The organism is Cyanobium sp. NIVA-CYA 375 (assembly GCF_056108345.1).
Window position 1 is genome coordinate 26,385 of sequence record NZ_JBSYHW010000012.1, and the last position, 24,277, is coordinate 50,661.

Here is a 24,277-nt window from a genome sequence, read left to right on the forward strand (position 1 = left end):
CGCGCCCGATCCACCATCACAGCCATGCACCGCCCTGTTATTTCCCCTCTTGTGATTCTCGCGGCGATGGCCTCTGCCCTGGTTGTGGGCTGTCATCAGGAGCGCCAGCCAGCCCCCCGGATACCTGTGGTGCAGAGCCAGCGCCTGGAAACCGCCGAATTTCAAGCCAGTTTTGACACCGTTAGCACCCTGGAGGCAGAGGAGGAGGTGGATCTGGCGGCCCAGGCGGGGGGCCGTATTCAGCGGTTGTTGGTGCGTCAGGGAGATCGGGTGCGTCAGGGCCAGCTGCTGCTGGTGCTCGACCAGGCCCAGCTAAGGGCTGAGGTGGCCAGCCTGCGCGCTCAGATGCAGACCAACCGACTCAACTACCAGCGCTATCAGGATCTGGCCCGTCAAGGTGCTGCCAGTGCCCTGCAGCGGGATGAATTTCGCCAGGCCTACATCGCTGCCCGCGAAGCCCTGGTGGCTAAGGAGGCCGACCTCGCCTTCAAGGATCTGCGGGCGCCGATCAGCGGCACGGTGGCCGATTTGCGCGTCAAGCAGGGCGATGTGATTGCCGCGGGCGTGCCGATTACCCGCTTGATCCGTAACGACAATCTCCTGGCCCGCATCGATGTGCCAGCCATCTACGCCGATCGTGTTCGGCCGGGCCAGCGGGTGCTGCTGCTGGCCGCCTCCAGCTCCCAGCCCCTGGCGGAGGGCCCGGTGATCTCGGTGGATCCGGGGGTGAGCGCCCCAAGCCAGACGCTGCTGGTGAAGGCGTCGTTTGCTAACCCAAGGGGCAGCCTGCGTAACGGCCAGCGCAGTCGCACGCGGCTGCTGCTGGATCGGCGCCAGGAGTTGGCCGTTCCCTTCACCGCGGTGACCCGGTTGGCGGGCCAGTCATTTGTCTTTTTAGTAGGCAGCTTGGCTGAGCTGGAGCGGCAGCCAGGCAAGGCCCCCATCGCCGAGCTGCGCCGGTTGCCGAGCGGCACCCTGTTTGCCTTGCAAACTCCGGTGCAGCTGGGTGATCTGCAGGGAACCTTCTATCCACTGCAGCGCGGCGCGCAGGGAGGCGATCGACTAATTACCGCTGGCTTGCTCAATCTGCGCCACGGCGCCCCGGTGCAACTGGCGCGGCAGGCTAAAAAGGGAGTGGTCCGGTAACTTGCGTTTCGGTGCTCAGTGGATGTGAACAGAGCGGTTGCGGTTTCCTCCCTTCTAGGCCTGCTGTGCGCAGGGGGGTGTGCCACTAAGCAGGCCTCCCGGCCACCGTTGGTAGTGCAGGTCGAGGCAATCGGCGAGGCTGATTTCAGCCCCTCGATTGAGGTGATCAGCCAGCTCAGCTCCACAAGTGATGTGGCACTGCGCCCTGAGGTTGATGGGCGGGTGGTGAAGATCCTGGCGACCCAGGGCCAGCGGGTGAAGGCGGGCCAGCCGATTTTGGTGCTCGACAACGTGCAGCAATCGGCAAGCCTGGATGCCAGCAAGGCCGAGGCCCGTAAGAACCTGGTTAACGCGGAGCGTTATATCTTTTTGAACGAGCAGGGAGCGGTATCCACCAAAGATCGCGACTTTTACGTCACCCAGGCGATTCAAAGCCGCGATCAGGTGCGCGCCAATGCAGCCACCTTGGGCTACAAATTCGTGACGGCACCGATCAGCGGCGAGATCGGCGATCTCGATACTGTGAAGTTGGGCGATTACGTGAACCAGGGACAGGCGATCACTGGCATTGTCGACAACACAAATCTTTGGACCTTGATGGATGTGCCCGCCACCCGTTCATCAAGGGTGGCGCTTGGCCAATCCGTGCAGCTGGTAACTCAGGGCAACCCTCCCCTGTCGGCGACGGGGAAGGTGGTGTTTATTTCCCCGTACTACGGAGTGAGTGGCAGTAGTTCTTCGCCAAACACGGTGCTGGTCAAGGCCTCCTTCCCTAACCCAACCGGCCAGCTCAAAACAGGTCAGTATGTGCGCAATCGGATTATTACCGGCAACACCCGCCAGCTTTCCGTGCCAGTGCAGGCAGTAATGATGCAGGTCCAACAGCCTTTTGTTTATCGGGTGCTGCAACTCAGTCAGGTGCTCGCCAAGATCCGCGCCTCCACCCAGATTCCCGAGGCACAGAAACAGAAGCTTGAAGCCCTGCCGCCTACAACTCCGATCGTGGTGCAAACCCCAGTGCAGCTGGGGGAGCTGGAGGGCAATCGCTATCCGCTGGTCTCCGGCCTGCAGAAAGGAGAAAAGGTTGTGGTTTCCAATACGGCGCTGTTGCGTACAGGCATGCCAGTGAAGCTCTCGAGCGGAAGCAACTGAGAAGGCTATGTCACTCTCCGATAATTTCATCAAGCGGCCTGTCCTTACGACCGTTTGCAGCATCCTGATCGTTCTGATGGGAATCATTGCGATTCCCAGCCTGCCAATTGAAAACCTACCGAATATTGCGCCACCGCTCATTCAGGTGACGTCCAATTACGGCGGTGCTAATTCCATAGTGACGGAACAGGCCGTTACCAATCCACTCGAGCAACAGATCAACGGCGTGCCGGGCGCTGCTTACATCTCGTCAACCACCTCAAACACTGGTCAGAGCATCATTCAGGTTTTCTTCAACGAAGACACCGATATCAATATCGACCAGGTAAACGTTCAAAACCGCGTTTCCCTGGCCATGCCTCAGTTGCCTCAGCAGGTGTCGGCCACTGGTGTGTCAGTGATGCAAAGCACCCCATCGATTTTGCTTGCCTATCAGGTCACGTCTAGCCAGGGGCAATATGACGCCTCCTATATCAATGGCTTGATTTTTGAGGAGCTTTACTACCAGCTTGAGCGGGTCCCTGGTGTTGCTCAGGTGAACTTGCTGGGAGGTAGTAATCCTGCCTTCTGGCTGTTTGTTGATCCAAGCAAGCTCAATGCCAACCAGCTAACTGCTGATCAGATCGTCAATGCTGTCAAGAGTCAAAACAGCATTGCCATCGGCGGTTTGGTCGGTGGGCCACCTGCGGGGGGTGATCAGCTGTTTGCCTACCCAATTTTGGTGGCTGACAACGGCAACTTGATGTCGGTAGATCAGCTCAATGACCTGATAGTTGGTAAGTCACCCCAGGGCAATTTGCTACGGCTCCGCGATGTGGGCCAGGCTACCTACGGGTTTAATACCTTTGCTCAGCAGGCGGTGAGTTTTGACGGGTTTCCGTCTATCACCGTTGCGGTGTTCCAAACTCCAGAGAGCAATGCTCTAGATGTATCGGAAGCTGTAGTGGCGGTGATGAATCAATTCACCCAGGCAGCTCCACCGGGAATCGTGGTCACTCAGATTTACAACATTGGTCAATTTATTGAGTCTGCAGTTGAAGGGGTAACGGATGCCCTTGGCCTGGCAATTGTGCTGGTGCTAGTGATTCTATTTCTGTTTCTGCAGAACTGGCGCGCAACTGTGGTGCCAAGTTTGGCGATCCCGATTTCACTTATCGGCACTTTCGCCTTCATCAAGGCTTTTGGTTTTTCCATAAACCAGCTGACATTGCTGGGCTTGGTGCTTGCTACTGGCCTGGTGGTAGATGACGCGATCGTTGTGATCGAGGCGGTCTCTAAAAATCTGGAGAGCGGCATGAGTCCGCGCAAGGCGGCCATGGCCTGTATGGGCGAGCTGATTGGTGCTCTGATCGCTACATCACTGGTGCTGATGGCGGTATTTGTGCCAGTGGCTTTTTACCCCGGCGGGATTGGCATCATCTATAAGCAATTTGCACTAACAATCGCCTTCTCCATAGCAATTTCCACCTTCAATGCCCTCACCTTCTCGCCCATGATGTCGGCGTTGATTCTCAGGTCTGAACAGCCCCCTAAACCGCAAGGTTGGGGCTGGACCGCTGGTGGTGTGCTGGTGGGACTTGCGTTCGGCAGATTCAGCGCCGCTTCCTTTGGAGTTGGTTCATACGTCTTTGGCATTCTGGTGTTCGGCTTGGCGGGCAGCAAGCTGGCCTCAATTTTTGAGCAATTCAATCGGTTTTTTGCCTGGTTGCAGAGCAGTTACGCCCGCTTGCTTGAGGTTTTGATTCGCAAGCGTAAATATGTTGTTGCTGGCCTCGCTGGCGGCATTGTGCTCACAGCTCTTGCTTTCTCGGCCCTGCCCTCCGCCTTTATTCCTGAAGAAGACCAAGGTTATGGTGTGGGAATCTTCCAGTTGCAGAACGGTGCTTCCCTCAGTTTGACCCAGAAGACTGGTCTTGAGGTGGCAAAAATTCTCAAGCAAGAGCCAGATGTAATTGCAGCTTCGGTGGTGAGCGGTTATGGCTTCAATGGTTCGAGCCCTGATCAAGGCGTTTTCTTCTTTGGCCTTAAGCCCCTTGAGGAGCGCAGTGGTGCCGATCACAAAGCTCCAGCAATCGTGGCGCGACTAAACGACAAACTATCCAAGCTCAGTAGTGGTCTAGCAGTGGCAGCCCAGCCGCCGGCGATTCCTGGCTTCTCGGCCCAGGGTGGTTTCTACTTCCAGTTCAATGATTTGAGTAATGGCGCATACAGTTTCAACCAGCTTGATGACCTAGCTCAGAAGCTTGTGGCCGCAGGAACAGCATCTGGTCAGTTTTCAACTCTTTATACCCAGTTCATTCCCAGCGCCCCAGCATTTGGACTGAAAATTGATCGCTCGATTATGGGCGCTCTGAACATCGATTTCCAGCAGGCGATGCAGACGATTGCCGTGCTCGCAGGTGGAAATTATTCAGGCTTGACCTATGAAAATGGCCAGGTGCGTAATATCTATGTGCAGTCAGAGGCTTCCGGTCGCAGCACCCTTGAAGATGTGCTCAGTTACTACGTGCGTAACCGCGATAACAAGCTGGTGCAAGTCAGTGAGTTTGCCTCATCCGAACTCACCAGTGCTCCTCCAGTGATTAGTCACTTCAACCTATATCGCACAATTTTGATACAGGGCGCTGAGGCTGTTGGCAAGAGTTCTGGCCAAGCCTTGGTGGCAATTCAGCAGATCTTTAGGCAACTTGATTTCAACAACATTGGCTACGCCTTCACCGGTCTCGCTGCCCTGCAGTTGTCGGCGGGAAGTGCAAGCGTGCTGGTGTTTGGTTTGGGCATCTTGATTGTCTACTTGGTGCTCTCTGCCCAGTACGAGAGCTACATAACCCCAGTCATTATTTTGATGACGGTGCCGTTAGCCATGCTCGGCGCCCTGGTGTTCTTGGCGCTCCGCTCCATCGATTTAAACATTTATGCCCAGGTGGGTCTTGTTACCTTGATCGGCTTGGCTGCCAAGAATGGTATTTTGATTGTTGAGGTTGCTGAGCAACACGTTGCCAATGGCATGAGCTTTACACAAGCGGCCATTTCTGCTGCCGAGTCTCGGATGAGGCCAATTCTGATGACCGCAATCGCCTCTCTGGCGGGCTTCCTGCCCCTTGTGGTGGCCACCACCGCTGGTGCAAATAGTCAGCAATCCCTGGGCACGGTGATATTTGGGGGGCTGCTTGTTGCCACAGTGCTTTCGCTTGGCGTTGTGCCCCCTTTCTATGTGTTGATCAAAAACTTGGAGGCTCGTTGGTTTCCTGAAGCCACACCTGAGCCAACCGCTTAGGTGATTACCGTTGGCCGCTCCATGCCGGTGCGGCCGCGTATCTCTGCCAGCTGATCGATAGCTGTGATCAACTCGCCTAGGGCCATTTGGGGATCCTGGCTGAGGTTTCCGCTGGGTGGCACATAGCTCTCGAGATACACCCGTAGGGTTGCCCCCTGGGTGCCAGTGCCCGATAGGCGCAACACCACTCGGCTGCCGTCATCGAGCAGCATTCGCAGTCCCTGGCCGGTGGTTAGGGAGCCATCCACCGGGTCGGTGTAGGCGAAGTCGTCTGCGGTGGCGACGCTGCGGCCAGCGAAGGCCTGGCCCACTAACTCGGGCTGCATGGTCTTGACCCGCGCGTAGAGGGTGTGGGCGGCTTCGGAGGGGATCGCCTCATAGTCGTGGCGTGAGTAGTAGTGCCGGCCGAAACGGCTCCAGTGCTCCGCCATGATCCGGCTCACCGGCTCCCGCCGCTGGGCCAGGATCTGCAGCCAGAAAAGCACCGCCCAGAGGCCGTCCTTCTCGCGGATGTGGTTGGAACCCGTGCCGAAGCTCTCCTCACCGCAAAGGGTGATGCGGCCAGCATCAAGCAGGTTGCCGAAGAATTTCCAGCCCGTCGGCGTTTCGTAGCAGGCCAGACCAAGCTCCTTTGCCACCACATCGGCGGCGGCGCTGGTAGGCATCGAGCGGGCTACGCCGGCTAGGCCATCGGCATAGCCTGGTGCCAGGGTGGCATTGGCGGTGAGCACCGCCAGGCTGTCGCTGGGATTCACGAAGCAGCGCGTCCCCAGCACCATGTTGCGGTCGCCGTCGCCATCGCAGGCGGCCCCGAACTTGTATGCATCGCTGCCCAGCAGCAGCTCGGCCAGGTCGTGGGCGTAGGTGAGGTTGGGATCGGGGTGGCCGCCGCCGAAATCTTCCAGGGGGATGCCGTTGCGCACCGTGCCCGCGGGTGCCCCCAGCATTTCTTCGAAGATGCGGCTGGCATAGGGGCCGGTCACCGCGTGCATGGCGTCGAAGGCCATCGGGAAGTCGCCCCGCAGCAGATCGCCGATCTGGTCGAAGTCGAACAGGCGCTGCATCAGCGCCACGTAGTCGTCGACGCCATCGATCACCTCAACCTGCAGCTCGCCGATGCTGCTGCGGCCAGGGACCGAGAGGTCGAGATCGCTGCCGCCTGCGCAGATCCGGTAGCCCTCCAGCTTCAGGGTGGCGGCGTAGATGGCGTCGGTGATCGATTCCGGCGTGGGGCCGCCGTTGGCGCCGTTGATCTTGACGCCGAAATCGCCATCGGGGCCGCCGGGGTTATGGCTGGCCGAGAGGATCACCCCGCCCACGGCGCCGTGTTGGCGGATCAGATGGGAGGCGGCCGGAGTGGAGAGGATGCCGCCGGTGGTGGTGATCAGCCGGGCCACGCCATGGGCTGCGGCCATGCGGGCGATCACGCTGATGGCTTCGCGGTTGCCATAGCGACCGTCACCTCCCACCACCAAGGTGCCGCCGGCTACGCCGGGCAGCACCTGCAGGCTCGCCTCGATGAAGCTCTCTAGGTAGTGGGGGGTCTGGAATTGGCGGCTGCTTTTGCGCAGACCGGAGGTGCCGGGCTTCTGGTCGCTGAAAGGCTGGGCCAGGGAAATCTGCCGAATGCTCACGGGATTACTGCTGGTCATCGGCCGAATCCACAGGGGCGCTGGGGCACCAAATTAGCCCTGGCTTGTCACCCTCCCAGAACTGACTAGCTTCCAAGGGAAGGCAGTTGCATGGGGAGAGGCTTAGTGCTGCAAAGCAGGTTTGTCAGCGGGCGCATTTGGAGAGTGGTTTGCTTGGCTGGTTTGGCACTATCGGCTAACTCCCTGGCGGCCACAGGAGCCGGCCGGGCGGCAGTGATGGGGGGAGCCCGCGCCCTCCCTTTGGGGGAGGCGGTACAGCGCAGTCGTTTGGCAGCTGAAGCCGTGATTCATCGCCGCGGCAAGGAAACCTGCCTGCTCGGCAAGCTCACTAATGCCTTGCTGGGCCTGTCTGCCAGCTGTGAAGTTGCCGGTCAGAAGGATGGTCTTTGTGCCCTGGCCGATCAGGCGGTGGTGCAGCTCGGCTGGTCGCTGCCGTTTATGGACAGCACTGCCCGCCAAGTGCTGTACCTGATCGAGAGCCAGCCGGGATCAGGATCAGGAACCCGGAATTAGGCCAAATCCACCCTTTTTCTCCTGGGGTTTGCTGTCGGTTTTGCTCGGGACGACCGAGCGTGTCTGCTGCTTACAGAAGGGGATCAGGTCTTGGCCGGCTCGGTTGAGAGTTTCGCGCCGCTCAAAAGTATTGGTGGCAGCTGGTTTGGCCCGTTCGCGGATCGTCCAGATGGCGTCCTTGCAGTTGGCGCCGAGACGGGGATGATCCAGCAGCGGATCGGCCATGGTGCTTGCCTTGCTGCAGGCTTCAACTGTGTTGTCTCGCCCGCAGGCGAAGGTAAGAAGCTGTAGCTCGCGGAACAGCTCCATAGAGGGATAGGGCGGATCCTTGGGGGCTGCCTGCAGGGGGGCAGCCAGCAGGGCGATCAGGCCAAGGGCAAGTGCGGTATCAATCCGAGGCGCGGCCATGGTTCCACCGGGGTCGCCTCCATCATGGCGGTCCTGGCAGCTGGGCCAGCCCCTGGCGCAGCGGTTGTTGCTGCTGGCTCCAGTGGGCAGCGATTGCCGGGCCCACCAGGGGGGCGGCGATCGCCAGAGCCCCCCGCAACCAACCCTGCTGCCGCAACTGCTCTCCCCGGGCGGCTTCAGCGGCCTGCAGGGTTTGCATATCGGTGATCTCGGGCCGCCGCTCCGCCTCAATTTGGGCCGCCACCCCATCAAGGGCAGCGCCTCTGCAGGCGCTGCTCAGCAACGGCAATAAGCGTGTGGCGGCGACCCAGCCATCACGCAGGGCCATGTTGATGCCCTGGGCGCGCACCGGTCCCATCGGGTGGGCCGCATCGCCAAGCAGCAGCAGGCCCGGTTGGCACCAGCGCTCCGCTAGCCCCACCTGCACCGTCAGCCGGCTGGGCGCCCCCAATCCGCCGCGCCACTGCCGTAGCCAGGCCGCCAGCTGCGGCGTACTTGAGGCTGCCATCCGCTCGATCCAGCCCTCTCGGCTGAGCTCGGGTGTGGCTTTTGACTTGCCCACAACCCAGCCCAGCTGCAAGCCGCCGCTGGCGCTTTCGAAAGCGCTGAAAACCCCCTCGGGACCCACCAGGGTGGTGAAGCAGCCAGCCAAGGGCGAGGCTGCGGGACTGGCCAGTTGGAACCAGAGCAGGTCGATGGGGCTGGGGCTGCTCCGCAGCGCTAGCCCTGCCTTCTGGCGCACCAGGGAGCCCCGGCCATCGCAGCCGACGACAAGGTCGGCAGGCAGCTGACGGCCATCGCGCAGTTGCACCCCCGCCAGCCGCTCCTGCTGCCAGAGCAGGTCGACCACCGGTTGCCCCCGCTCAATCGCAAAGGAGGGGTAGGTGCCGGCCAGTTTCAGCAGGGCCTCGAGCAGGGCCGGCTGGCTCACCAGGGTGCAGGGCCGGCTGGGATCGCCGCCGAGGGGCTCGGTGGCGGTGAATAGCTCCTGGCCATTCACCACGAAGCGCCATCCCTCCAGGGGACGGTGGGGCAGGTCTGGAAGCAGCTCCAGTAGCCCCATGGCCTCCAGGGCCTCTAGCCCTGAGGGCATCAGCGCCTCACCGCGGAATTGACGCTCCAGGCTGGTGCCGGCCTCCACCAGGGTTACGGCCACACCGCCACGGGCCAGCAGCAGGGCCAGGCTGGCGCCCGCCGGTCCGGCACCTACTACCACCACCTTGGAGCGGTGGCTCAAGGGGCCACTCAAACGAAGGAGTTGTAGTTGCGAGTGCCGCCGCTCACCGGGTCGACATGGCCCATCAACTGGCTTTTCTTGCTGAGCAGGTACTCCACCAGCTCCTGCTGCACGGCCAGCAGTTCGTTGGTGCAGCCGCGGAATGCGGCCCGGTGGCGAATTTCATCGTGCCGGGTGTGGAGGTCGCGCAGCATCAGCTGGATGGCATCCAAGGTGGCTGAGGTGTTGCGGGAGGCCGGCTGGGAATCCATGGCCGCGAGATAAGGGAGAGATTCAGCGTAGGGGCGTTCCCGAAGATCAGCAGTCGCCAAACAAGGTGCTGGACACCTGGTGGAAGGTTTCGAAGGTGTCTTGGTGGTCGAGCCCGCTAACCGCCAGCGAAACGGTCTGCTGCCGCGGATTGCATTCCACCGCCAGGCTCACCGCCCTGGCGCCGTGGTCGGCGTGGAAAGCTGCGCTTAGTCCGTCAATGGCGTAGAGGGTTTCCGGGGCGTGGGTAAAACCGAGCTGGTTGGCCAGCACGCTGATCCCTGCTATGGACTCGCTGAGGCTGCCCTCGCTGCGAATGGCCGTGGTGTAAACCACCGGCGCGGCTGGGGTTGTTTCCTCGGCGGGCAGGATTAAGGAGCCGGCTAGGGATTTAATTAAGCTTCCGGTTTTGGCCAAGCTGCCGGTTTTTGGCATGGTGCTGCTCGATTCCCCGGGGTGTTTGCTGTGAAAAGAGCGTAGGGGCTGATCACCAGATGTGGTGTTTGGTGCTTATGCCGGCACCAGTGGTGTGGCTGGCATCACTGTGTCCAGCTCTGTTTAGCTGCGCTGAACCCCACTGCCGCATCGATTCCGCTGCCGTTCCTGTTTGCGTTGCAGCCGGGGGGTGATGCCGAGCTCGGCGCCCTTCCAGAGCCGGTTGATTTCAGCGGTGAAGTGTTCGGCGAGCTGGGGAGAGTCGATCACCAGCAGGGTTTCGTCGTTTTGATGGGCGGCGCTGGGGCTCCAGTTGAAGGAGCCAGTGACCACGATGCGGTGATCGATCACGGCCAGTTTGTGGTGGAGCTTGTCGCCCCTGGCCAGCCGTGGTGTGCCGACACTCTCTAAGGGGCGCTGCCAGGGACGGTTCGCCGCCTCCAGGCCGCAGCGGTGGTCGGGGAGCTTGGTGCCGAGTAGATCGAGCACTTCGCTGAAGGATCGGTTGGCGAAACCGGGATCGGCCAGTAGCCGGATGCTGACGCCCCGCTGCTGCAGGTCCTCCATCGCATTTGCCAGGCCTTGATCCGAGAACACGAACAGGGCCATATCGAGTTGCTTGCGGGTGCCTGCGATTAGCTTCTCCAACACCAGCAGGCCCTGGTTGGGATCTCTGCGGCGGTGGGGGGAGAACAGCACCGTCACCGGCGTTTGCCCTACCAGCAGCTGCTGGGGAGCCCCGCCGCCCTTACCCAGCCCAAAGCGGCTGTCGGGCTGGCCACCGGGGCCGTCGCCCCACATCCGCTCAAACTCGGCCACAAAAGTGCTGGCTAGCTCACGGCTGCGCAGACGCAGCAAGTGGTTGACGTTGCCGCGGCCGCGGTCGGCGCCTGGATCGCCGTGGATGCAGGAGGGGGTGAAATTGGCTGATCCCGTTACCACCACGGCCCGGTCCACCACCATGAACTTGTGGTGCATCAGGCCACTGCCGGCGCTGCCATCGGCGGTGTCATCGATCATGGGCACGCCGGCCCGCTGCAGGATCGCTACCGCGTCGCCCCAGCCGAGCGCCTTGAGCTGCTCGTGGCGGGTGCGTTGGTGCGCTGCCAGGTCGGCCGGGTGCTCTTCGCTCCAGGGAGTGCTGTAGGTGTTTTCCAGCACCACCTTCACCGTCAGACCTTCGCGGTGCTTAGCCGCCAGCGCTTCAGCCAGCTTGGGCAGGGACAGCTCTTGCACTGCCACCAGGATTTCCCGCCGCGCCGACTGAATGCTGGCCAGCACAAAGGCTTCGAGGTCGTCGCCTTGCCGCCATTGGCCGTTGATCGGGCTGCGGTAACGGCTGGTTTCGGCGTGGTTGAAGGCCAGTTCGATCCCCTCGGGCAGGGGCTTGGGCCGGGCGGACTGGCCAAGTAGCTGGGCGTCTGCGCTGCAGCCAGCAATAGTCAAGGCCACAAGGCTTGCCCAGGCGAAGGGGTGGCGCGGCAAAGGGTTGGCTATGGCGACTCCGAGCGGTTGAGCTCAGAGTTCCCACGGCGCCTGTGAGCTAGGCAGGCCTCAGTGGTGGCCAGGCATCTCGGCGGTGCGCAGCATCACTACAAACCACGCAGTGCCAATCAAAACGGCGCTGAGCATGGCAGCTGGCAGGCCGAAGCGCATCAATACAACCGGCACGATCAGCGGAAAAGCCAGGGCTCCAGCCATCGGCGTCAGGGCCACGGCAGAGCGTTTCAATGCCAGGGCGCGATTTAGAACCATTCGCTCACGGCCATCTCGGCTGGGTTGCTGTTGTCCTCAGGGGTTGAACGGCTGAATTCCAGGGTGATGTTGCGCTTCTGCTCACTATCGGCGGCTACTGCTTCGATTGGATATTGCTGCTGACCATCGCGAAACGGCACTTGGACTCTGAAGGTGCCATCGGCAGAAAGTGGCACCTCTTCTCCGCCAATGGTCAGGCGGGCAGCCGGATCGGTGGCGCCGTACACAATCAGCTCAGCATCAGCAACCAGCCAGAAGGCGCGCTGACGGGAAGCGACCCCGCCGATGCCGGAGGAGTTGCGGCCACTGGCCCAGATGCCGACGCCGGATCCGTTTAATTCACTGGTGACCAAGCCGGCCGCCTCCAGCTCATGGAATGCCTCAGAGCCCCGACCAAGGCGGCGCCAGCGGGCTGTGGCGGTTTGGTACAGGCGCTCGTGTAGTCCAGCATCAGCTGGCTCCACCGGCGTCGGCAGAATTGCTGGTGCCGTGTCTAGCGAGAAGGGCACGAATTGATCGAGTATCTGCTCGCTTGGGTGTAGGGCAGGAACCCGTGCCACCGAAGAGAAGGCTAGGGAAATCCAACCGCTGCTGCCCTTGCGGTAGCCGAGTTCAACTCGGTAATCGCGATCGCAAAGGGGTACAGGGAGGTACCACTCTGTGGCATGGCTGTCAACTACCACCTCCTGCAGGGTGTGGGGGTGGGCAGAACCACCGGTAAGGCCTGTGACATCGGCGACGCGCAGGCAGAGCTGGGAGGCATTTGCTGCTAGAGCAGCGGCGCGATCTGTTTCGGAAATATCCCAAAAAACATAGGCCCATTGGGGATCCCGGGGCAGAAATACGACGCTGGTGTTGGCTGAACTGGGACGATAAGCCGGTGGCAGCTTGGCTTCTATTTCCTTGAGATTGGGTGGAATGTCCTCGTCCTTGTGATCGCTGATAGCGGTTAGGAGTTCATCCTTGGACTTGCGGCTGTAAAGGCTCACCCCAAGGTCGCTGGCGACTTGGCGCAGCTGACGCAGGGTCATGCGTGCCAAAGCGGTGAGTGCCTGAGTCACAATGACAGATTTCTTTTGGGATCAGTGTGGACGAGTTTCTCTTGGCCGGGGTAGCTCCATCCGGAGCCGTCAGTAGATGCTGACGGCCTCTGTGCTGATGGCCCATCAGAAAAGGCGGGCTTCGGGCCGCCTGGTATTTAGTTGGAGACTGGCTTCAGCGGGCGATGCTGCGATACGGAACCTTGGACAGATAGTCCATGCTGACGCTGCCAGATGCACCGCCTTGACTGCGCATTGCAGGCAGATTGCGCACCCAGGGTAGGTAGTCCTCGGGGAAGCCACCGCGGCGCTGCCGCGAGCGAGCGGGGATCGTTTTGGCAGTGCCGGTGTACACAACCTGGGGGAAGCCCAAGATGCCGCGGTAATAGGCCTCGTACCTCGGGGTGGTGAGGTTGAAGGGGGTTTCGCCCAGATCCCGTGAGCCCACTACGCGGTTGCGGTGATAGGGGACGGTGTCGTAGCCGAAGGCGTCCAGATATTCCTGGCCGTTAAGGATGTCGTCGACCATGCCGCGGACCCCACGGGTCATTAGCACAGCCGCCCAGGCAATCTCTTCAGACCTGCCGTGGGTGGGTCGACCAAGCAGTTTTTCCACCAGGTGGCGCACCACCCGATAGTTGCTGTTCAGGTTGTAGAAGCTGCGCGTGAAGGTGTCCGAGAGACAAAGGGAGCGAATGAAATCCCGCACACTCATTTGGCCGTTGCGCAGCTGGCTCTCCAATGTCAAGTTGCGGTCGACCTTGAAGGCATAAAAGAAAATCTGTCGATAACACGACTCAATGAGCAGATTTAGGTCTTTGGGATCCATAGCCCTGTCCATGGACATGGCTTTGGGGTCCTCATCCGAGCCCACCCGCAGCGGAGCCACCCGCGAGTTTTGGGTGGTGGGCGCGTATTTCAGGAGGGGCAGGGCCACACGACTTCATCATCAGTCGTTGCGGATCGTAGAAGTGCGGCTGCGGCAGGGTTCAGTTGACGGAGACAGGGCTCACAGTCCGTAACGTTCGTCACCATCCCAGGGGAGACAGGGGCTGCTCGGAAACGGGCTCTTGGGCTGGGGTTTTGGCCCCAGGCTGCGGGCTGTCTAGCAGCCGAGTTTCGACGCAGAATGAGGCGGTGTTGGAGAGGCCCTCCACCGTGCTGGTGCGCAGTCGCACATTGGGTCCGGCAAAGCTGAAGCGCTCGAGGCTGGCCATGGTTTCGTAGCCAGTGGTGAGCAGCAGCCCATCGCGGTCGTCCATGGCGAAATGTCCCGCCACGGGGGCAGTTTCGGCGTAGCCGCGGTCGCGTAGCAGTAGACCGGCTCTGCCGTGCTCATCGGTGGGGATCAGGCCAAAAACGCTCTCGCCTTCGTGGGCTTCTCCGGCCTTGTCCCAAGCCATCGAAGCGTTCCAGGTCACTCGGCAGCCCCCAACGAGGCCCGCAGGGTTCTGCCCATGGAGCTCGGCGATGGCGATCAGGCGCGGGTCGGCGGCGTCAATCTCCACCACCTCGATGAAGGAGCCTCCCGCCTCAGCTCGGCGGTGCAGCAGGTGATGGCTGCTGCGCTGGGAGCGCCAGCGGCCGCAGCTAAGACGGAAAAAGCTGAGGGCGTCGGCAATCGACTCGGGTTGTCTTTCGCTCACTGGCGTGCTGGGGCTGGGGCGATGATCGCAAGCCGCGATGAGGTCACCCAGCTCTAGGGCCAATGGTGACCGGCCCAGGGTGGTGGCCAGTTGCTGCAGCTGCCTGCCCGCCGCCTCTAATTGCTCCACCAGAACTGCCTGGAAACAGGGGTCTTCAGCCAGCGCGGGCTGCTGGCTAGCCCAGGTGCGCATAGCTTCATGGTCTGGGAGGGCCCCTGCTGGCTGGTGGGCTGCTACAGCCTGCAGGCTGCGCAGGCTATGGGCCAGAAGGCGCAGGTGGTGCCGCTCCAAGGCTGGCAGCGGTGTGGCCTCTAGCTCCGCTAGTTCCGCTGGGGTCAGCGGACTTTGGGCCTGGGGTGGCGGCGCTTCAGTCGTCACGGCTATGCAACAGGCGAAAGCCGCAAGAGTGACCCTTCTCCAGGCGCCACTGCACCCGATCAACCTGGCAGTCGGGAAAGGTGTGGCGAATTAGCTGCAGCTCTTGGTCGCAGACGCAAGGAAATTGCTCGGCGATGCGAATCACTGAGCAGTGAAATTCACTGAGCATCCAGGCCCGAGGGTTGCCTTCGTCTTGGGAACATTCCGCCAAGTAGCCCTCCTGGCGGCGCAGTTCCACAAGCTGTTCGAGTCGCTCCTCAAGCGTGCCAGTGCCGATACGGGTGCGGTAGGCATCCGCCTGCTGAGTGGCTTGTTGTTCCAGCAATAGATGCAGGGTTTCTGGCGGCAGGTTGCCAGCCAGAGATTGCAGCAGGCCGAGGGCGAAATGGTCGCTGCCATCGGGAAACTGGCCATGGCCCTTGGCAGTAAGGCGCCAGTGATTGCTGGGCCTGCCAGGGCCCTCAGCCGTCGGACTTGCCTCGACCAGGCCATCGTCTTCAAGGCTCCGCAGATGGCGGCGCACCACTTGAACGGACATTGACAGCTGAGCGGCCAGGGCGCCTGCTGTGGCCTCGCCGTGCCGAAGCAGCAGGTTGAGGACCGTATCCCGGGTGGATGCCGGATCGGCTTGCTGGCGAGTGATCTGGGGAATGGCTCTGACGGCGGGGGCCGGGTGTGGTCACCATGCCACGCCTGGACGATTGTTGGGGATAGAGCCCCGCCGCCGGTCCTGGTGTCTTAGGCTCAAGCAGTAACGAAACCTTGTAGTTTCGTAATGGCCGGCTGGCTAATCCGCGGTTGGCTTCCTTTGGCGGCGCATTCCACGGCGCTGTTAACTAACGCCTCCTGATCACTTTTTCTTTCGAGCCATGTCCGACACTCCGGCCAGTTCGACCGCTGAGAGCCCCGCAGCAGCTGCTGCGCCCGTTCACTCCGACAGCCTGGAGGTGATCAGAAAATTTGCAGAAACCTACGCGCAGCGCACCGGCACCTACTTTTGTAGCGATCCAGGTGTGACAGCCGTTGTGCTGGCAGGCTTGGCCAAGCACAAAGACGAACTGGGCGGGGCCCTATGTCCTTGCCGTCACTACGAAGACAAGCAGGCAGAGGTTTCCCAAGCTTTTTGGAATTGCCCCTGCGTGCCCATGCGGGAGCGTAAAGAGTGCCACTGCATGCTGTTTCTCACGGAAGACAATGCTTTCCGCTGTGATCAGCAGACGATTTCCCTAGACGAAGTTAAAGCCCTTACTGCCGGCTGAGTCGGTTGACCGCGATGAGCACTGCAACTGTTGGCGATCTTGTATCGCAGCCGTATAAACACGGTTTCGTTACTGATATTGAAACTGAAAAGATCGCCAAAGGTCTTAGTGAAGACGTTGTGCGTCTGATCTCCTCTAAAAAAAACGAGCCTGAGTTTTTATTGGCTTTTCGGTTGCGAGCCTATCGCCAATGGCTGCAAATGCAGTCACCGGACTGGGCGACCCTGGGATACCCGCCGATTGACTACCAAAATATTATTTACTACGCAGCTCCTAAGCAGCAGGAGAAAAAGGCAAGCCTTGACGAAGTTGATCCGAAGCTTCTGGAAACATTTGAAAAGCTTGGTATTCCCTTAAGCGAGCAAAAGCGCCTATCCAATGTGGCGGTTGACGCAGTTTTTGACAGCGTCTCTATCGCCACCACCTATCGGGAAAAGCTGGCGGAACATGGAGTGGTTTTCTGCTCTATCAGTGAGGCGGTTAAGGAGTATCCAGGCTTGGTGGAAAAATATCTTGGTACGGTAGTGCCCAGTAACGATAACTATTTTGCTGCCCTGAATTCGGCGGTTTTCAGTGATGGTTCTTTTGTTTTCATTCCCAAGGGCGTAACTTGCCCAATGGAGTTGTCAACATACTTCCGGATCAATTCTGCCGACACGGGTCAATTTGAGCGCACTTTGATCATTGCTGAAGAGGGCGCTTCTGTTAGTTATTTAGAGGGGTGCACGGCCCCGATGTTTGATACCAATCAGCTCCATGCAGCAGTTGTGGAGTTGGTGGTGCTCGATGATGCTTCTATTAAATACTCCACGGTTCAGAACTGGTATGCCGGGGACGAGCATGGCGTAGGTGGTATTTATAACTTCGTCACCAAGCGTGGTCAATGCCGAGGCGACCGCAGCCGGATCAGCTGGACTCAGGTGGAAACTGGATCGGCAATTACCTGGAAGTATCCCAGTTGTGTGTTGCAGGGTGCTGATTCGGTGGGGGAGTTTTATTCGGTCGCCCTCACTAATAACTACCAGCAGGCTGATACTGGTACCAAGATGATTCACGTTGGTCCTAGGACCCGTTCAACCATTGTGAGCAAGGGCATCAGCGCCGGCCATTCATCTAATAGCTATCGCGGTCTTGTGCAGATTGGCCCTAAAGCTGTAGGAGCTAAGAATTACAGCCAATGTGATTCGATGTTGATTGGTGATCAAGCAGGCGCCAATACCTATCCCTATATCCGCTCTCAGCAACCGGATGCTGCGGTGGAGCATGAGGCAAGTACTTGCCGCATCTCCGCAGATCAACTCTTTTACCTGCAAAGCCGAGGCATTGGTTTTGAAGAGGCTGTTTCGATGATGGTCAGCGGTTTTTGCCGCGACGTATTTAATCAGTTGCCTATGGAGTTTGCTGCTGAGGCAGACAAATTGCTTGCCCTCAAGCTCGAGGGATCCGTGGGCTAAGCCGCGCCGATCTGTTCAATCTGTCCGATCCCCCTTCCCCGCCTTTCCTTACCTGCTGTGATTCGCCCAGACGCCCCGGTATTGCTCGAAATTTGTGATCTGCACGCGCGGGTTGAGGAGCAGCCAATCCTTAAGGGGGTCAACCTCACGATACGTGCTGGTGAAATCCATGCAGTGATGGGTCGTAATGGCAGCGGCAAAAGCACCCTTTCCAAAGTGCTGGCTGGCCATCCCGCCTATACGGTCACAGCCGGATCGGTTTCCTATATGGGCGCAGACCTACTTGAGCTAGCGCCAGAGCAGCGCTCTCGCCTGGGCTTGTTTCTGGGATTTCAATATCCGGTGGAGATCCCGGGGGTTAGCAACCTTGAATTCCTACGGGTTTCCACTAACGCCCGCCGCGCTCAAAGGGGTGAGGAGGAGCTGGACACCTTTGCCTTCGAAGACCTCGTGCGCGAGCGCCTCAAGGTGGTGCAGATGGATCCGGCCTTCTTAGATCGCAGTGTCAACGAAGGCTTCTCCGGCGGCGAAAAAAAGCGCAACGAGATCTTGCAGATGGCGCTACTTGAGCCACTAGTGGCAATCCTCGATGAAACCGATTCTGGTCTTGATATCGACGCCCTACGCATCGTGGCTGATGGGGTCAATCAACTCGCTGGCTCGGACAATGCCACCTTGCTGATCACCCACTACCAGCGCTTGCTGGATCTGATCACCCCCGATTACGTCCATGTGATGGCGGCTGGCCAGATCCTGCGCACCGGAGGCAAGGAGCTGGCCTTGGAGCTTGAGCGCACTGGTTACGAATGGGTCGATCAGGAGCTGGCCAGCCTGAGCCGGGAACCTGCGGAGGTGCTGTGATGCCAGCTGCGGTTATGCCAAATACTGTTGATTGGCTCACCCAGCTTGCTGGCGTGCCCCTGCCGGGCCGAAGTCAGGAGGAGTGGCGATTCACAGGCCTGGCTGCCCTAGAGGCCTTGGCGCCCGAGCTCTGGAGTGGTGTCGATCCATTCGCCCAACTCAGCTTGCCCGCTGGCATTAGCCGCATCGGAGCTGATCAGGTGCAGGGGTTGCAGCAGCAGGTGCTCAAAGCCACAGGCGGCAGCGATGCTTGGTCGGTGCGGCTAAATCAAGGCGCTTCGCCCCGCTGTCTGGCTTTGCGGGTGGCTGGAGCGACTGGTCCGCTGCAATTGAATTGTGACGCCGGTGCGGCGCCGGGGTTGCTGGCATTGCAGCTGGTGCTCGTGCTTGAGGAGGGCGCCAGCTTGGAGCTGCTGATCCAGCACGGCTCCAGTGGCCCCAATGCCACCAGCTTGCTAGCGGTGGCCCAGCTTGGCCGCGGCGCCCAGCTCAATCTGGGGTTGCTGGCGCCTGGCGATGCCCGCGCCAGCCTGCTCAGCCACTTGTCGATCAGCCAGGCCCCCGCCAGCTCCCTCCAGCTCACCACCGCGGTTGGGGGTTGGGCCCTCAGCCGGCTCGAGCCTTGCATCAGCCAGCTGGAGGGAGCGGCCCAGACCCGGCTGCGGGCCCTGCAGCTGGTGGATGGCCAAGAGTTGGCCGACACCCACAGCCAAGTGCGTTTTGAAGGCCCCGATGGGCAGCTCGACCAGCTCCACAAGGTTGTAGCTGATGGGGCCGGACGCAGCGTGTTCAACGGGGCCGTGCGGGTGCCGCGCAGCGCCCAGCAAACCAACGCCGCCCAGCTCAGCCGCAGCCTGCTGCTCTCCGATCGGGCCCGAGTGGATACCAAACCAGAGCTCGAAATCGTCGCGGACGATGTCAAGTGCGCCCACGGCGCCACCATTAGTCGGCTGCAGCAGAACGAGCTTTTTTATCTACAGAGCCGGGGTATTGGCGCTGAACAAGCCTCACGGTTGCTGTTGCGGGGCTACTGCGAGGAGGTGTTGCGCGAGCTCCCCGCGGCGGCCGCTGCCCTGAATCCGCTAAAGCTGCTGCTGCGGGAGCATCCATGACAACCACCACCACCACCACCACCACCACAACCACCGCAGCAACTACTGCAGCAACCACCTCAGCAAACACCCCCGCAACCCCGCCCAGCCCCAAGGTGGTCGCGCCGAATCTTGCCGCTCTCACCCGGCCCGATTTCCCCCTGCTGACCCAAACGGCCTGCCTTGGCCAGCCGCTTATCTACCTGGATTACGCCGCCACTAGCCAGAAGCCGCGCCAGGTGCTGGCGGCCCTGCAGCACTATTACGGCCACGACAATGCCAACGTGCATCGCGGCGCCCACCAGCTCAGTGCTCGCGCCACCGAGGGCTTTGAGGCCGCTCGCAGCAAAACGGCCACTTTTATAGGTGCGGCAAATGCGAGGGAGATCGTGTTTACTCGCAATGCCAGCGAGGCGATCAACTTGGTGGCCCGCAGCTGGGGTGAGGCCAACTTGGGCCCCGGTGATGAGGTGTTGCTCACGGTGATGGAGCACCACTCCAACCTGGTGCCCTGGCAGCTGCTGGCCCAGCGCACCGGCTGCGTGCTGCGCCATGCCGGCCTCACTAAGAGCGGTGAGCTGGATCTGGAGGATCTGCGCGGCCAGATCAATGAGCGCACCAAGCTCGTGAGCCTGGTGCAGGTAAGCAACACCCTCGGCTGCCTCAATCCGATCGAGCAGGTGGCGGCTCTGGCCCACGCCGCCGGCGCTTTGGTGCTGGTGGACGCCTGCCAAAGCCTGCCCCACCTGCCGCTGAATGTGGCGACCCTCGGCGCCGACTTCCTGGTGGGCAGTTCCCACAAGCTCTGCGGCCCCACCGGCATGGGCTTCCTCTGGGCCCGCGAGGCCCTGCTGGAGGCCATGCCCCCCTTCCTGGGTGGCGGCGAGATGATTCAGGACGTTTATCTCGATCACAGCAGCTGGGCCGAGTTGCCGCACAAATTTGAGGCGGGCACCCCGGCCATCGGTGAGGCGATCGGTATGGGCGCTGCTCTCGACTACCTCAGTGCCATTGGGCTCGAGCGCATCCACGCCTGGGAGCAGCAGCTCACCCGCCAGCTGTTTGCGCGTCTCCAGGCGATCGAGGGGGTACGCATCTTGGGTCCTACGCCAGAGCAGCAACCCGATCGCGGTGCCCTGGCGGCCTTCACGGTGGATGGCCTGCACGCCAACGACATCGCCGCCCTGCTGGATTCGGCCGGCATCTGCATTCGCAGCGGCCACCACTGCACCCAGCCCCTGCACCGCCTCTACGGCCTCACCGGCTCAGCCAGAGCCAGCCTGGGCTTCACAACCACCCCGGAAGAGATCGACCGCTTCGCTGAGGAACTGGAGGGCACGATCACCTTCCTGCGCGAGCACAGTTAGTTGGCTAGGGCAGTGGCGGCCGCCAGTTCACCGGCTTCGATTGCTCCCTCGAAATAGCCCGGCCATCTCGGGGAAACCTCGCTGCCCGCCCAGATCACCCGGCCGTGATTGGCAACTGCTAGCCGGGCCGCGCCCGTCCAGGTGCCGGGGATTAGGAAGCTGGTGAAGGCGCCGCCGCTCCAGGGCTCCTTGTTCCAGTTGTGCTCCACCAGCTCAAGGGGCTTGGCCGCTTCTGGCCCCCAGTAGGCCACTAGGTCGTCAATGACCAGCTGCCGCCGCTGCAGGGCTGGCATGGCGCCAAGCCTCAGGGCGCGCTCGCCAGCAATGAAGCCGGCCAATACGGCCGGCTGGCCTTCCGGAGGTCCGCTGTCGGCGGTGAGCTCCAGGAACGGCAGATCGCCGCTCCCCAGGCCGTTGAGCCCCTGCTCGCGCCAGAAGGGCCTGGCATAGATGGCCAGAATCTTGGTCATTGCTCCCATGGGTGAGCGCTGCAGCAGGGCGCTAAGGGCTGCGCTCAGGGCTGGCTCGAAGCGGATCGCTAGCCGCAGCGGTGGCGGGATGGCCACGATGGCGCTGGCGGCGTGATGCTGCTCCCCGCTGCTGTCCACCAGGCAAACGCCGTGGCTGTCTTGAACGATGGCCTGCACGGGCCGGTTCAGCCGCAGGCAGCCGGGCGCTTGGGCCTCCAGTGCTGAGGCGAGCCGCTGGGCTACGGCTCCGGCCCCGCCGCGCACCAGCCAGGCTTCCGGGCTCTCTGTCTGGGGTGCCACGGCCTGGGTCCAGGCCAGGTGCAGGATCGAAGTCTCCCAGGGTTCAAAGCCGCCGGAGCCGCCCACGCGGCAGAGCCACTCGAGGGGCAGGCGGGCCAGGGGGATGGGGGTGTGTCGCTCGGCCCACTGCGCCACCGTGAGGCGGTCGAGCTGCTCGGCATTGGGCGTGCGCCAGGGCTGGAGAGGATCCACCTGGGCCACCAGGGCCCTGAAGGCCCGCTGCAGGTCTTCAAAGGCTTCCAGCTCCGCTGCAGTCAAGCCGAGGCTCTCAGGTTTGAAAAAGAGATGGCTTGACGCAAAGTCTTTTGCCAGAGGCGCTTCCACCCTGCTGCCGCGCCAGTGGAAGACGCCGCGGTCGCCGTAGTGGCTGGCAAAGCGCTCAAGTGCCAGCTCATCCAGCAGGGCCGCGAAGCGGTGGTGGCTGGCGCCGCCCCACTGGCCGCCCAGGTCAATGACGCTGCCGTTGGCGCTGGTGCTGCTCAGCATGCGCCCGCCCACCCGGCTCCTGGCTTCCAGCACCCGCACAGCGCGGCCGGCGCTTTGCAGCCGGCGGGCAGCCACCAGGCCCGAGAGCCCGGCGCCCACGATCAGCACATCCACCTTTTTTGTCATGGCTTGATCGGCTGGGGGCGTTGCGCCCAGATTGGCAAGCTTTGGTAGCGAGGGCCGTTTGGGTTTCGATGATTTCTGAGAGCCCGGGCCGGCCCGAGTTGTTTCTGGCCCTTCGTGGCCGCCGCCACGATCGATGCGGCGCTTCCAGAGTTGCGGCGGCAGTGGTTCGGGAGGCGTGAGGGCCTGCACCTGGACAGCTACCTAGCGGTGCGGGCGGTGGATGGCTACGCGGTGAGCCTCGGGCGCGAGCCGGCCGCGCCCCGGCCCGAGCGGCTGTGGTTTGTGAACCTGGGCGCCTACCGCCCCGACTCCCTCGCGGAGCTGCACCACTTCGGCCTGGTGGTGGCCCGCTCACCCCAGGCGGCCAAGGCGGTGGCTAAGCGACAGTGGCTGCTCGGCGCCCTGCAGCAGCACAAGGATGATCTGGTGGCCGTAGACGACTGCCTGGCGATCGAGCAGCTGGAGCTGCTGGGCGGCGAGCGCTGGCATGTGCAGCTGGAGCCCCACCCCGAGGGCCTGCGCCAGAGCCAGGTGCCGGATTGGTTGGGCTATCGGTTGATTTGAGCTGCCCACCCCCAGTGATGATCAAGGGCCGATCTCGCGCTTCCCGCCCCATGAACATCGACGGCAAGCCCTGGCGCACGATCTGGCTGGAGCCGGACGGGGGCTCGGGCTCCTACGCGGTTGGCGTCATCGATCAGACCCTGCTGCCCCACCAGTTCACGACGCGCACATTGGCCAGCTGCGCTGAGGCGGCAGAGGCGATCCGCACCATGGTGGTGCGAGGGGCGCCGCTGATCGGCGTGACGGGCGCCTACGGGCTGATGCTGGCCCTGCAGGCCGATCCGGCCGACGCCTCCCTGGCGGCGGCCTTTGAGCAACTCAATGCCACCCGGCCCACGGCGATCAACCTGCGCTGGGCGCTGGAGCGGGTGCGGGCGCTGGTGGCACCGCTGCCTCCTGCCGAGCGCGCCGAGGCGGCCCGGCAGGAGGCCGCCGCCATCGCCGATGAGGACGTGGCCATGGGCGAGGCGATCGGCGAGCACGGCCTGGCGATCTTCCAGCAGCTGGCGGCCCGCAGGCCCGGCGCCACGTTCAATGTGCTCACCCACTGCAACGCCGGCTGGCTGGCCACGGTGGACTGGGGCACGGCCCTGGCGCCGATCTACAAGGCCCACCGCGCCGGGCTCAACATTCACGTGTGGGTGGATGAGACTCGGCCGCGCAACCAGGGCGCCTCGCTCACGGCCTATGAGCTGGGCCAGGAGGGCGTGCCCCACACCGTGATCGTGGACAACGCCGGCGGCCACCTGATGCAGCACGGCCAGGTGGATGCGGTGATCGTGGGCACCGATCGCACCACCCGCCGCGGCGATGTGTGCAACAAGATCGGCACCTACCTCAAGGCCCTGGCCGCCCACGACAACGGCGTGCCCTTTTATGTGGCCCTGCCCGCCTCCACGATCGACTGGACGATCGGCGATGGCGTGGCCGAGATCCCGATCGAGGCCCGCAGCGTTGAGGAGGTGACCCACATCCAGGGGCGGGCGCCGGATGGGGCGATCACCACGGTGCAGCTAACGCCAACGGGTAGCGCCGGCTTCAATCCGGCCTTCGATGTGACACCGGCGCGGCTGGTGACGGGCCTGATCACCGAGCGGGGCGTGGCCGCGGCCACGGAGGCTGGGCTGCAGGAGCTTTATGCGGGCTGAGCTTGGAGGGCGTGGGCCAGCTGCAATTCCCGCAGCATGGCCTGCTTCTTGGCCTGGTGGGCGTGCATCCGCCGCAGGATGTCGTCCAGCACCTGCACAGCGCTGACCATGTGCGGGCCCTTGTTGAGCATGACGCATTCAGCACGGTGGCTCATGGCGGCGTCGGTGATCTCGGCCCGCGAGGGCATTCCCTGCTTGGCCAGGGTTTCCAAAACCTGCGTTGCCCAGATCACGGGCACGTGGGCCGCCTCACAGATCCAGAG

General features: G+C 62.0%; 23 protein-coding genes and 1 pseudogene. 11 read left to right on the forward strand and 13 right to left on the reverse strand.

What is annotated here, in order from left to right; translation table 11 throughout:
* Nucleotides 1–24: 24 nt before the first annotated feature.
* The 3 genes from AC01FP_RS05155 to AC01FP_RS05165 all read left to right on the forward strand — a co-directional run bounded on the left by AC01FP_RS05155 (nucleotide 25) and on the right by AC01FP_RS05165 (nucleotide 5,575).
* Nucleotides 25–1,146, forward strand: coding sequence for an efflux RND transporter periplasmic adaptor subunit (locus AC01FP_RS05155; RefSeq protein ID WP_474478617.1), 1,122 nt, complete (start codon nucleotides 25–27; stop codon nucleotides 1,144–1,146).
* 108 nt (nucleotides 1,147–1,254) lie between these two features.
* Entirely contained in the window at nucleotides 1,255–2,298 is a 1,044-nt protein-coding gene (locus AC01FP_RS05160) for an efflux RND transporter periplasmic adaptor subunit (RefSeq protein WP_474478619.1), read from the forward strand.
* A gap of 7 nt (nucleotides 2,299–2,305) precedes the next feature.
* Nucleotides 2,306–5,575, forward strand: coding sequence for an efflux RND transporter permease subunit (locus tag AC01FP_RS05165; RefSeq protein WP_474478621.1), 3,270 nt, complete (start codon nucleotides 2,306–2,308; stop codon nucleotides 5,573–5,575).
* Here the strand turns inward: AC01FP_RS05165 and AC01FP_RS05170 are convergent.
* Nucleotides 5,572–7,227 (reverse strand): alpha-D-glucose phosphate-specific phosphoglucomutase, encoded by a 1,656-nt coding sequence (locus AC01FP_RS05170; RefSeq protein ID WP_474478622.1) that lies wholly within the window; start codon nucleotides 7,225–7,227, stop codon nucleotides 5,572–5,574. The two genes, AC01FP_RS05165 and AC01FP_RS05170, sit on opposite strands and share 4 nt — an antisense overlap.
* A gap of 162 nt (nucleotides 7,228–7,389) precedes the next feature.
* On the opposite strand from AC01FP_RS05170, the gene AC01FP_RS05175 reads away from it, so the two are divergent.
* The gene (locus AC01FP_RS05175) at nucleotides 7,390–7,740 is read left to right on the forward strand and encodes a hypothetical protein (protein WP_474478624.1); all 351 of its coding nucleotides are present in this window, start codon (nucleotides 7,390–7,392) and stop codon (nucleotides 7,738–7,740) included.
* Here the strand turns inward: AC01FP_RS05175 and AC01FP_RS05180 are convergent.
* The 10 genes from AC01FP_RS05180 to sufR form a co-directional block, all read right to left on the reverse strand.
* Nucleotides 7,723–8,148, reverse strand: coding sequence for a hypothetical protein (locus AC01FP_RS05180; RefSeq protein WP_474478625.1), 426 nt, complete (start codon nucleotides 8,146–8,148; stop codon nucleotides 7,723–7,725). The two genes, AC01FP_RS05175 and AC01FP_RS05180, sit on opposite strands and share 18 nt — an antisense overlap.
* A 22-nt stretch (nucleotides 8,149–8,170) precedes the next feature.
* Complete coding sequence (locus tag AC01FP_RS05185) at nucleotides 8,171–9,385, reverse strand: FAD-dependent monooxygenase (protein ID WP_474478626.1); 1,215 nt, start codon at nucleotides 9,383–9,385, stop codon at nucleotides 8,171–8,173.
* Nucleotides 9,386–9,393: 8 nt separating this feature from the next.
* Nucleotides 9,394–9,636, reverse strand: a complete 243-nt coding sequence (locus AC01FP_RS05190) for a hypothetical protein (RefSeq protein ID WP_322764846.1) — start codon at nucleotides 9,634–9,636, stop codon at nucleotides 9,394–9,396.
* Between the two features lie 46 nt (nucleotides 9,637–9,682).
* Nucleotides 9,683–10,051, reverse strand: coding sequence for a hypothetical protein (locus AC01FP_RS05195; RefSeq protein WP_474478628.1), 369 nt, complete (start codon nucleotides 10,049–10,051; stop codon nucleotides 9,683–9,685).
* Between the two features lie 141 nt (nucleotides 10,052–10,192).
* Nucleotides 10,193–11,521: a phospholipase D-like domain-containing protein gene (locus AC01FP_RS05200; protein ID WP_474478629.1), complete on the reverse strand. Its 1,329-nt coding sequence runs from the start codon at nucleotides 11,519–11,521 to the stop codon at nucleotides 10,193–10,195.
* 102 nt (nucleotides 11,522–11,623) lie between these two features.
* The gene (locus tag AC01FP_RS05205) at nucleotides 11,624–11,800 is read right to left on the reverse strand and encodes a hypothetical protein (RefSeq protein WP_474478631.1); all 177 of its coding nucleotides are present in this window, start codon (nucleotides 11,798–11,800) and stop codon (nucleotides 11,624–11,626) included.
* 14 nt (nucleotides 11,801–11,814) lie between these two features.
* Nucleotides 11,815–12,885 (reverse strand): DUF4912 domain-containing protein, encoded by a 1,071-nt coding sequence (locus AC01FP_RS05210; protein ID WP_474478633.1) that lies wholly within the window; start codon nucleotides 12,883–12,885, stop codon nucleotides 11,815–11,817.
* A gap of 154 nt (nucleotides 12,886–13,039) precedes the next feature.
* The gene (locus AC01FP_RS05215) at nucleotides 13,040–13,801 is read right to left on the reverse strand and encodes a phycobilisome rod-core linker polypeptide (protein ID WP_474478634.1); all 762 of its coding nucleotides are present in this window, start codon (nucleotides 13,799–13,801) and stop codon (nucleotides 13,040–13,042) included.
* A gap of 91 nt (nucleotides 13,802–13,892) precedes the next feature.
* Complete coding sequence (locus AC01FP_RS05220; protein WP_474478652.1) at nucleotides 13,893–14,510, reverse strand: phycobiliprotein lyase; 618 nt, start codon at nucleotides 14,508–14,510, stop codon at nucleotides 13,893–13,895.
* Between the two features lie 367 nt (nucleotides 14,511–14,877).
* Entirely contained in the window at nucleotides 14,878–15,540 is a 663-nt protein-coding gene (sufR, locus tag AC01FP_RS05225; RefSeq protein ID WP_474478653.1) for an iron-sulfur cluster biosynthesis transcriptional regulator SufR, read from the reverse strand.
* A 217-nt stretch (nucleotides 15,541–15,757) separates the two neighbouring features.
* Here sufR and AC01FP_RS05230 point away from each other — a divergent pair, with 217 nt between their 5' ends.
* The 5 genes from AC01FP_RS05230 to AC01FP_RS05250 are packed head-to-tail and all read left to right on the forward strand — an operon-like array spanning nucleotide 15,758 to nucleotide 20,920.
* The gene (locus tag AC01FP_RS05230; RefSeq protein WP_474478635.1) at nucleotides 15,758–16,147 is read left to right on the forward strand and encodes a ferredoxin-thioredoxin reductase catalytic domain-containing protein; all 390 of its coding nucleotides are present in this window, start codon (nucleotides 15,758–15,760) and stop codon (nucleotides 16,145–16,147) included.
* Nucleotides 16,148–16,161: 14 nt separating this feature from the next.
* Nucleotides 16,162–17,601: a Fe-S cluster assembly protein SufB gene (gene sufB / locus AC01FP_RS05235; protein ID WP_474478654.1), complete on the forward strand. Its 1,440-nt coding sequence runs from the start codon at nucleotides 16,162–16,164 to the stop codon at nucleotides 17,599–17,601.
* Between the two features lie 57 nt (nucleotides 17,602–17,658).
* Nucleotides 17,659–18,462 carry a Fe-S cluster assembly ATPase SufC gene (gene sufC, locus AC01FP_RS05240; RefSeq protein ID WP_474478638.1) on the forward strand — a complete coding sequence of 268 codons (804 nt, stop codon included), beginning with the start codon at nucleotides 17,659–17,661 and terminating at the stop codon, nucleotides 18,460–18,462.
* Between the two features lie 14 nt (nucleotides 18,463–18,476).
* Nucleotides 18,477–19,574, forward strand: a complete 1,098-nt coding sequence (locus AC01FP_RS05245; RefSeq protein WP_474478639.1) for a SufD family Fe-S cluster assembly protein — start codon at nucleotides 18,477–18,479, stop codon at nucleotides 19,572–19,574.
* Entirely contained in the window at nucleotides 19,571–20,920 is a 1,350-nt protein-coding gene (locus AC01FP_RS05250; RefSeq protein WP_474478641.1) for a SufS family cysteine desulfurase, read from the forward strand. The genes AC01FP_RS05245 and AC01FP_RS05250 overlap by 4 nt, the downstream gene beginning before the upstream one ends.
* Here AC01FP_RS05250 and AC01FP_RS05255 read toward each other — a convergent pair.
* Nucleotides 20,917–22,302 (reverse strand): flavin monoamine oxidase family protein, encoded by a 1,386-nt coding sequence (locus AC01FP_RS05255; protein WP_474478643.1) that lies wholly within the window; start codon nucleotides 22,300–22,302, stop codon nucleotides 20,917–20,919. The two genes, AC01FP_RS05250 and AC01FP_RS05255, sit on opposite strands and share 4 nt — an antisense overlap.
* A gap of 114 nt (nucleotides 22,303–22,416) precedes the next feature.
* Between AC01FP_RS05255 and AC01FP_RS05260 the strand changes: the two genes are divergently transcribed.
* Together AC01FP_RS05260 and mtnA are read left to right on the forward strand one after the other, a co-directional pair.
* Complete coding sequence (locus tag AC01FP_RS05260; protein ID WP_474478645.1) at nucleotides 22,417–22,866, forward strand: DUF1543 domain-containing protein; 450 nt, start codon at nucleotides 22,417–22,419, stop codon at nucleotides 22,864–22,866.
* Between the two features lie 50 nt (nucleotides 22,867–22,916).
* On the forward strand, nucleotides 22,917–24,014 hold the full coding sequence (gene mtnA / locus AC01FP_RS05265; RefSeq protein WP_474478646.1) for an S-methyl-5-thioribose-1-phosphate isomerase: 1,098 nt from the start codon (nucleotides 22,917–22,919) through the stop codon (nucleotides 24,012–24,014).
* Here the strand turns inward: mtnA and AC01FP_RS05270 are convergent.
* Nucleotides 24,002–24,277 (reverse strand): annotated as a pseudogene (locus AC01FP_RS05270) (hypothetical protein); the annotation flags it as partial. The gene mtnA and the pseudogene AC01FP_RS05270 sit on opposite strands and share 13 nt — an antisense overlap.

Bases quoted from the DNA above. Each gene is read 5' to 3' on its own strand.
- sufB (WP_474478654.1), top strand. From the start codon at position 16,162: ATGAGCACTGCAACTGTTGGCGATCTTGTATCGCAGCCGTATAAACAC.
- AC01FP_RS05155 (WP_474478617.1), top strand. From the start codon at position 25: ATGCACCGCCCTGTTATTTCCCCTCTTGTGATTCTCGCGGCGATGGCC.
- AC01FP_RS05190 (WP_322764846.1), bottom strand. From the start codon at position 9,636: ATGGATTCCCAGCCGGCCTCCCGCAACACCTCAGCCACCTTGGATGCC.
- AC01FP_RS05230 (WP_474478635.1), top strand. From the start codon at position 15,758: ATGTCCGACACTCCGGCCAGTTCGACCGCTGAGAGCCCCGCAGCAGCT.
- mtnA (WP_474478646.1), top strand. From the start codon at position 22,917: ATGAACATCGACGGCAAGCCCTGGCGCACGATCTGGCTGGAGCCGGAC.
- AC01FP_RS05255 (WP_474478643.1), bottom strand. From the start codon at position 22,302: ATGACAAAAAAGGTGGATGTGCTGATCGTGGGCGCCGGGCTCTCGGGC.
- AC01FP_RS05170 (WP_474478622.1), bottom strand. From the start codon at position 7,227: ATGACCAGCAGTAATCCCGTGAGCATTCGGCAGATTTCCCTGGCCCAG.
- AC01FP_RS05165 (WP_474478621.1), top strand. From the start codon at position 2,306: ATGTCACTCTCCGATAATTTCATCAAGCGGCCTGTCCTTACGACCGTT.
- AC01FP_RS05250 (WP_474478641.1), top strand. From the start codon at position 19,571: ATGACAACCACCACCACCACCACCACCACCACAACCACCGCAGCAACT.
- AC01FP_RS05245 (WP_474478639.1), top strand. From the start codon at position 18,477: ATGCCAAATACTGTTGATTGGCTCACCCAGCTTGCTGGCGTGCCCCTG.
- AC01FP_RS05180 (WP_474478625.1), bottom strand. From the start codon at position 8,148: ATGGCCGCGCCTCGGATTGATACCGCACTTGCCCTTGGCCTGATCGCC.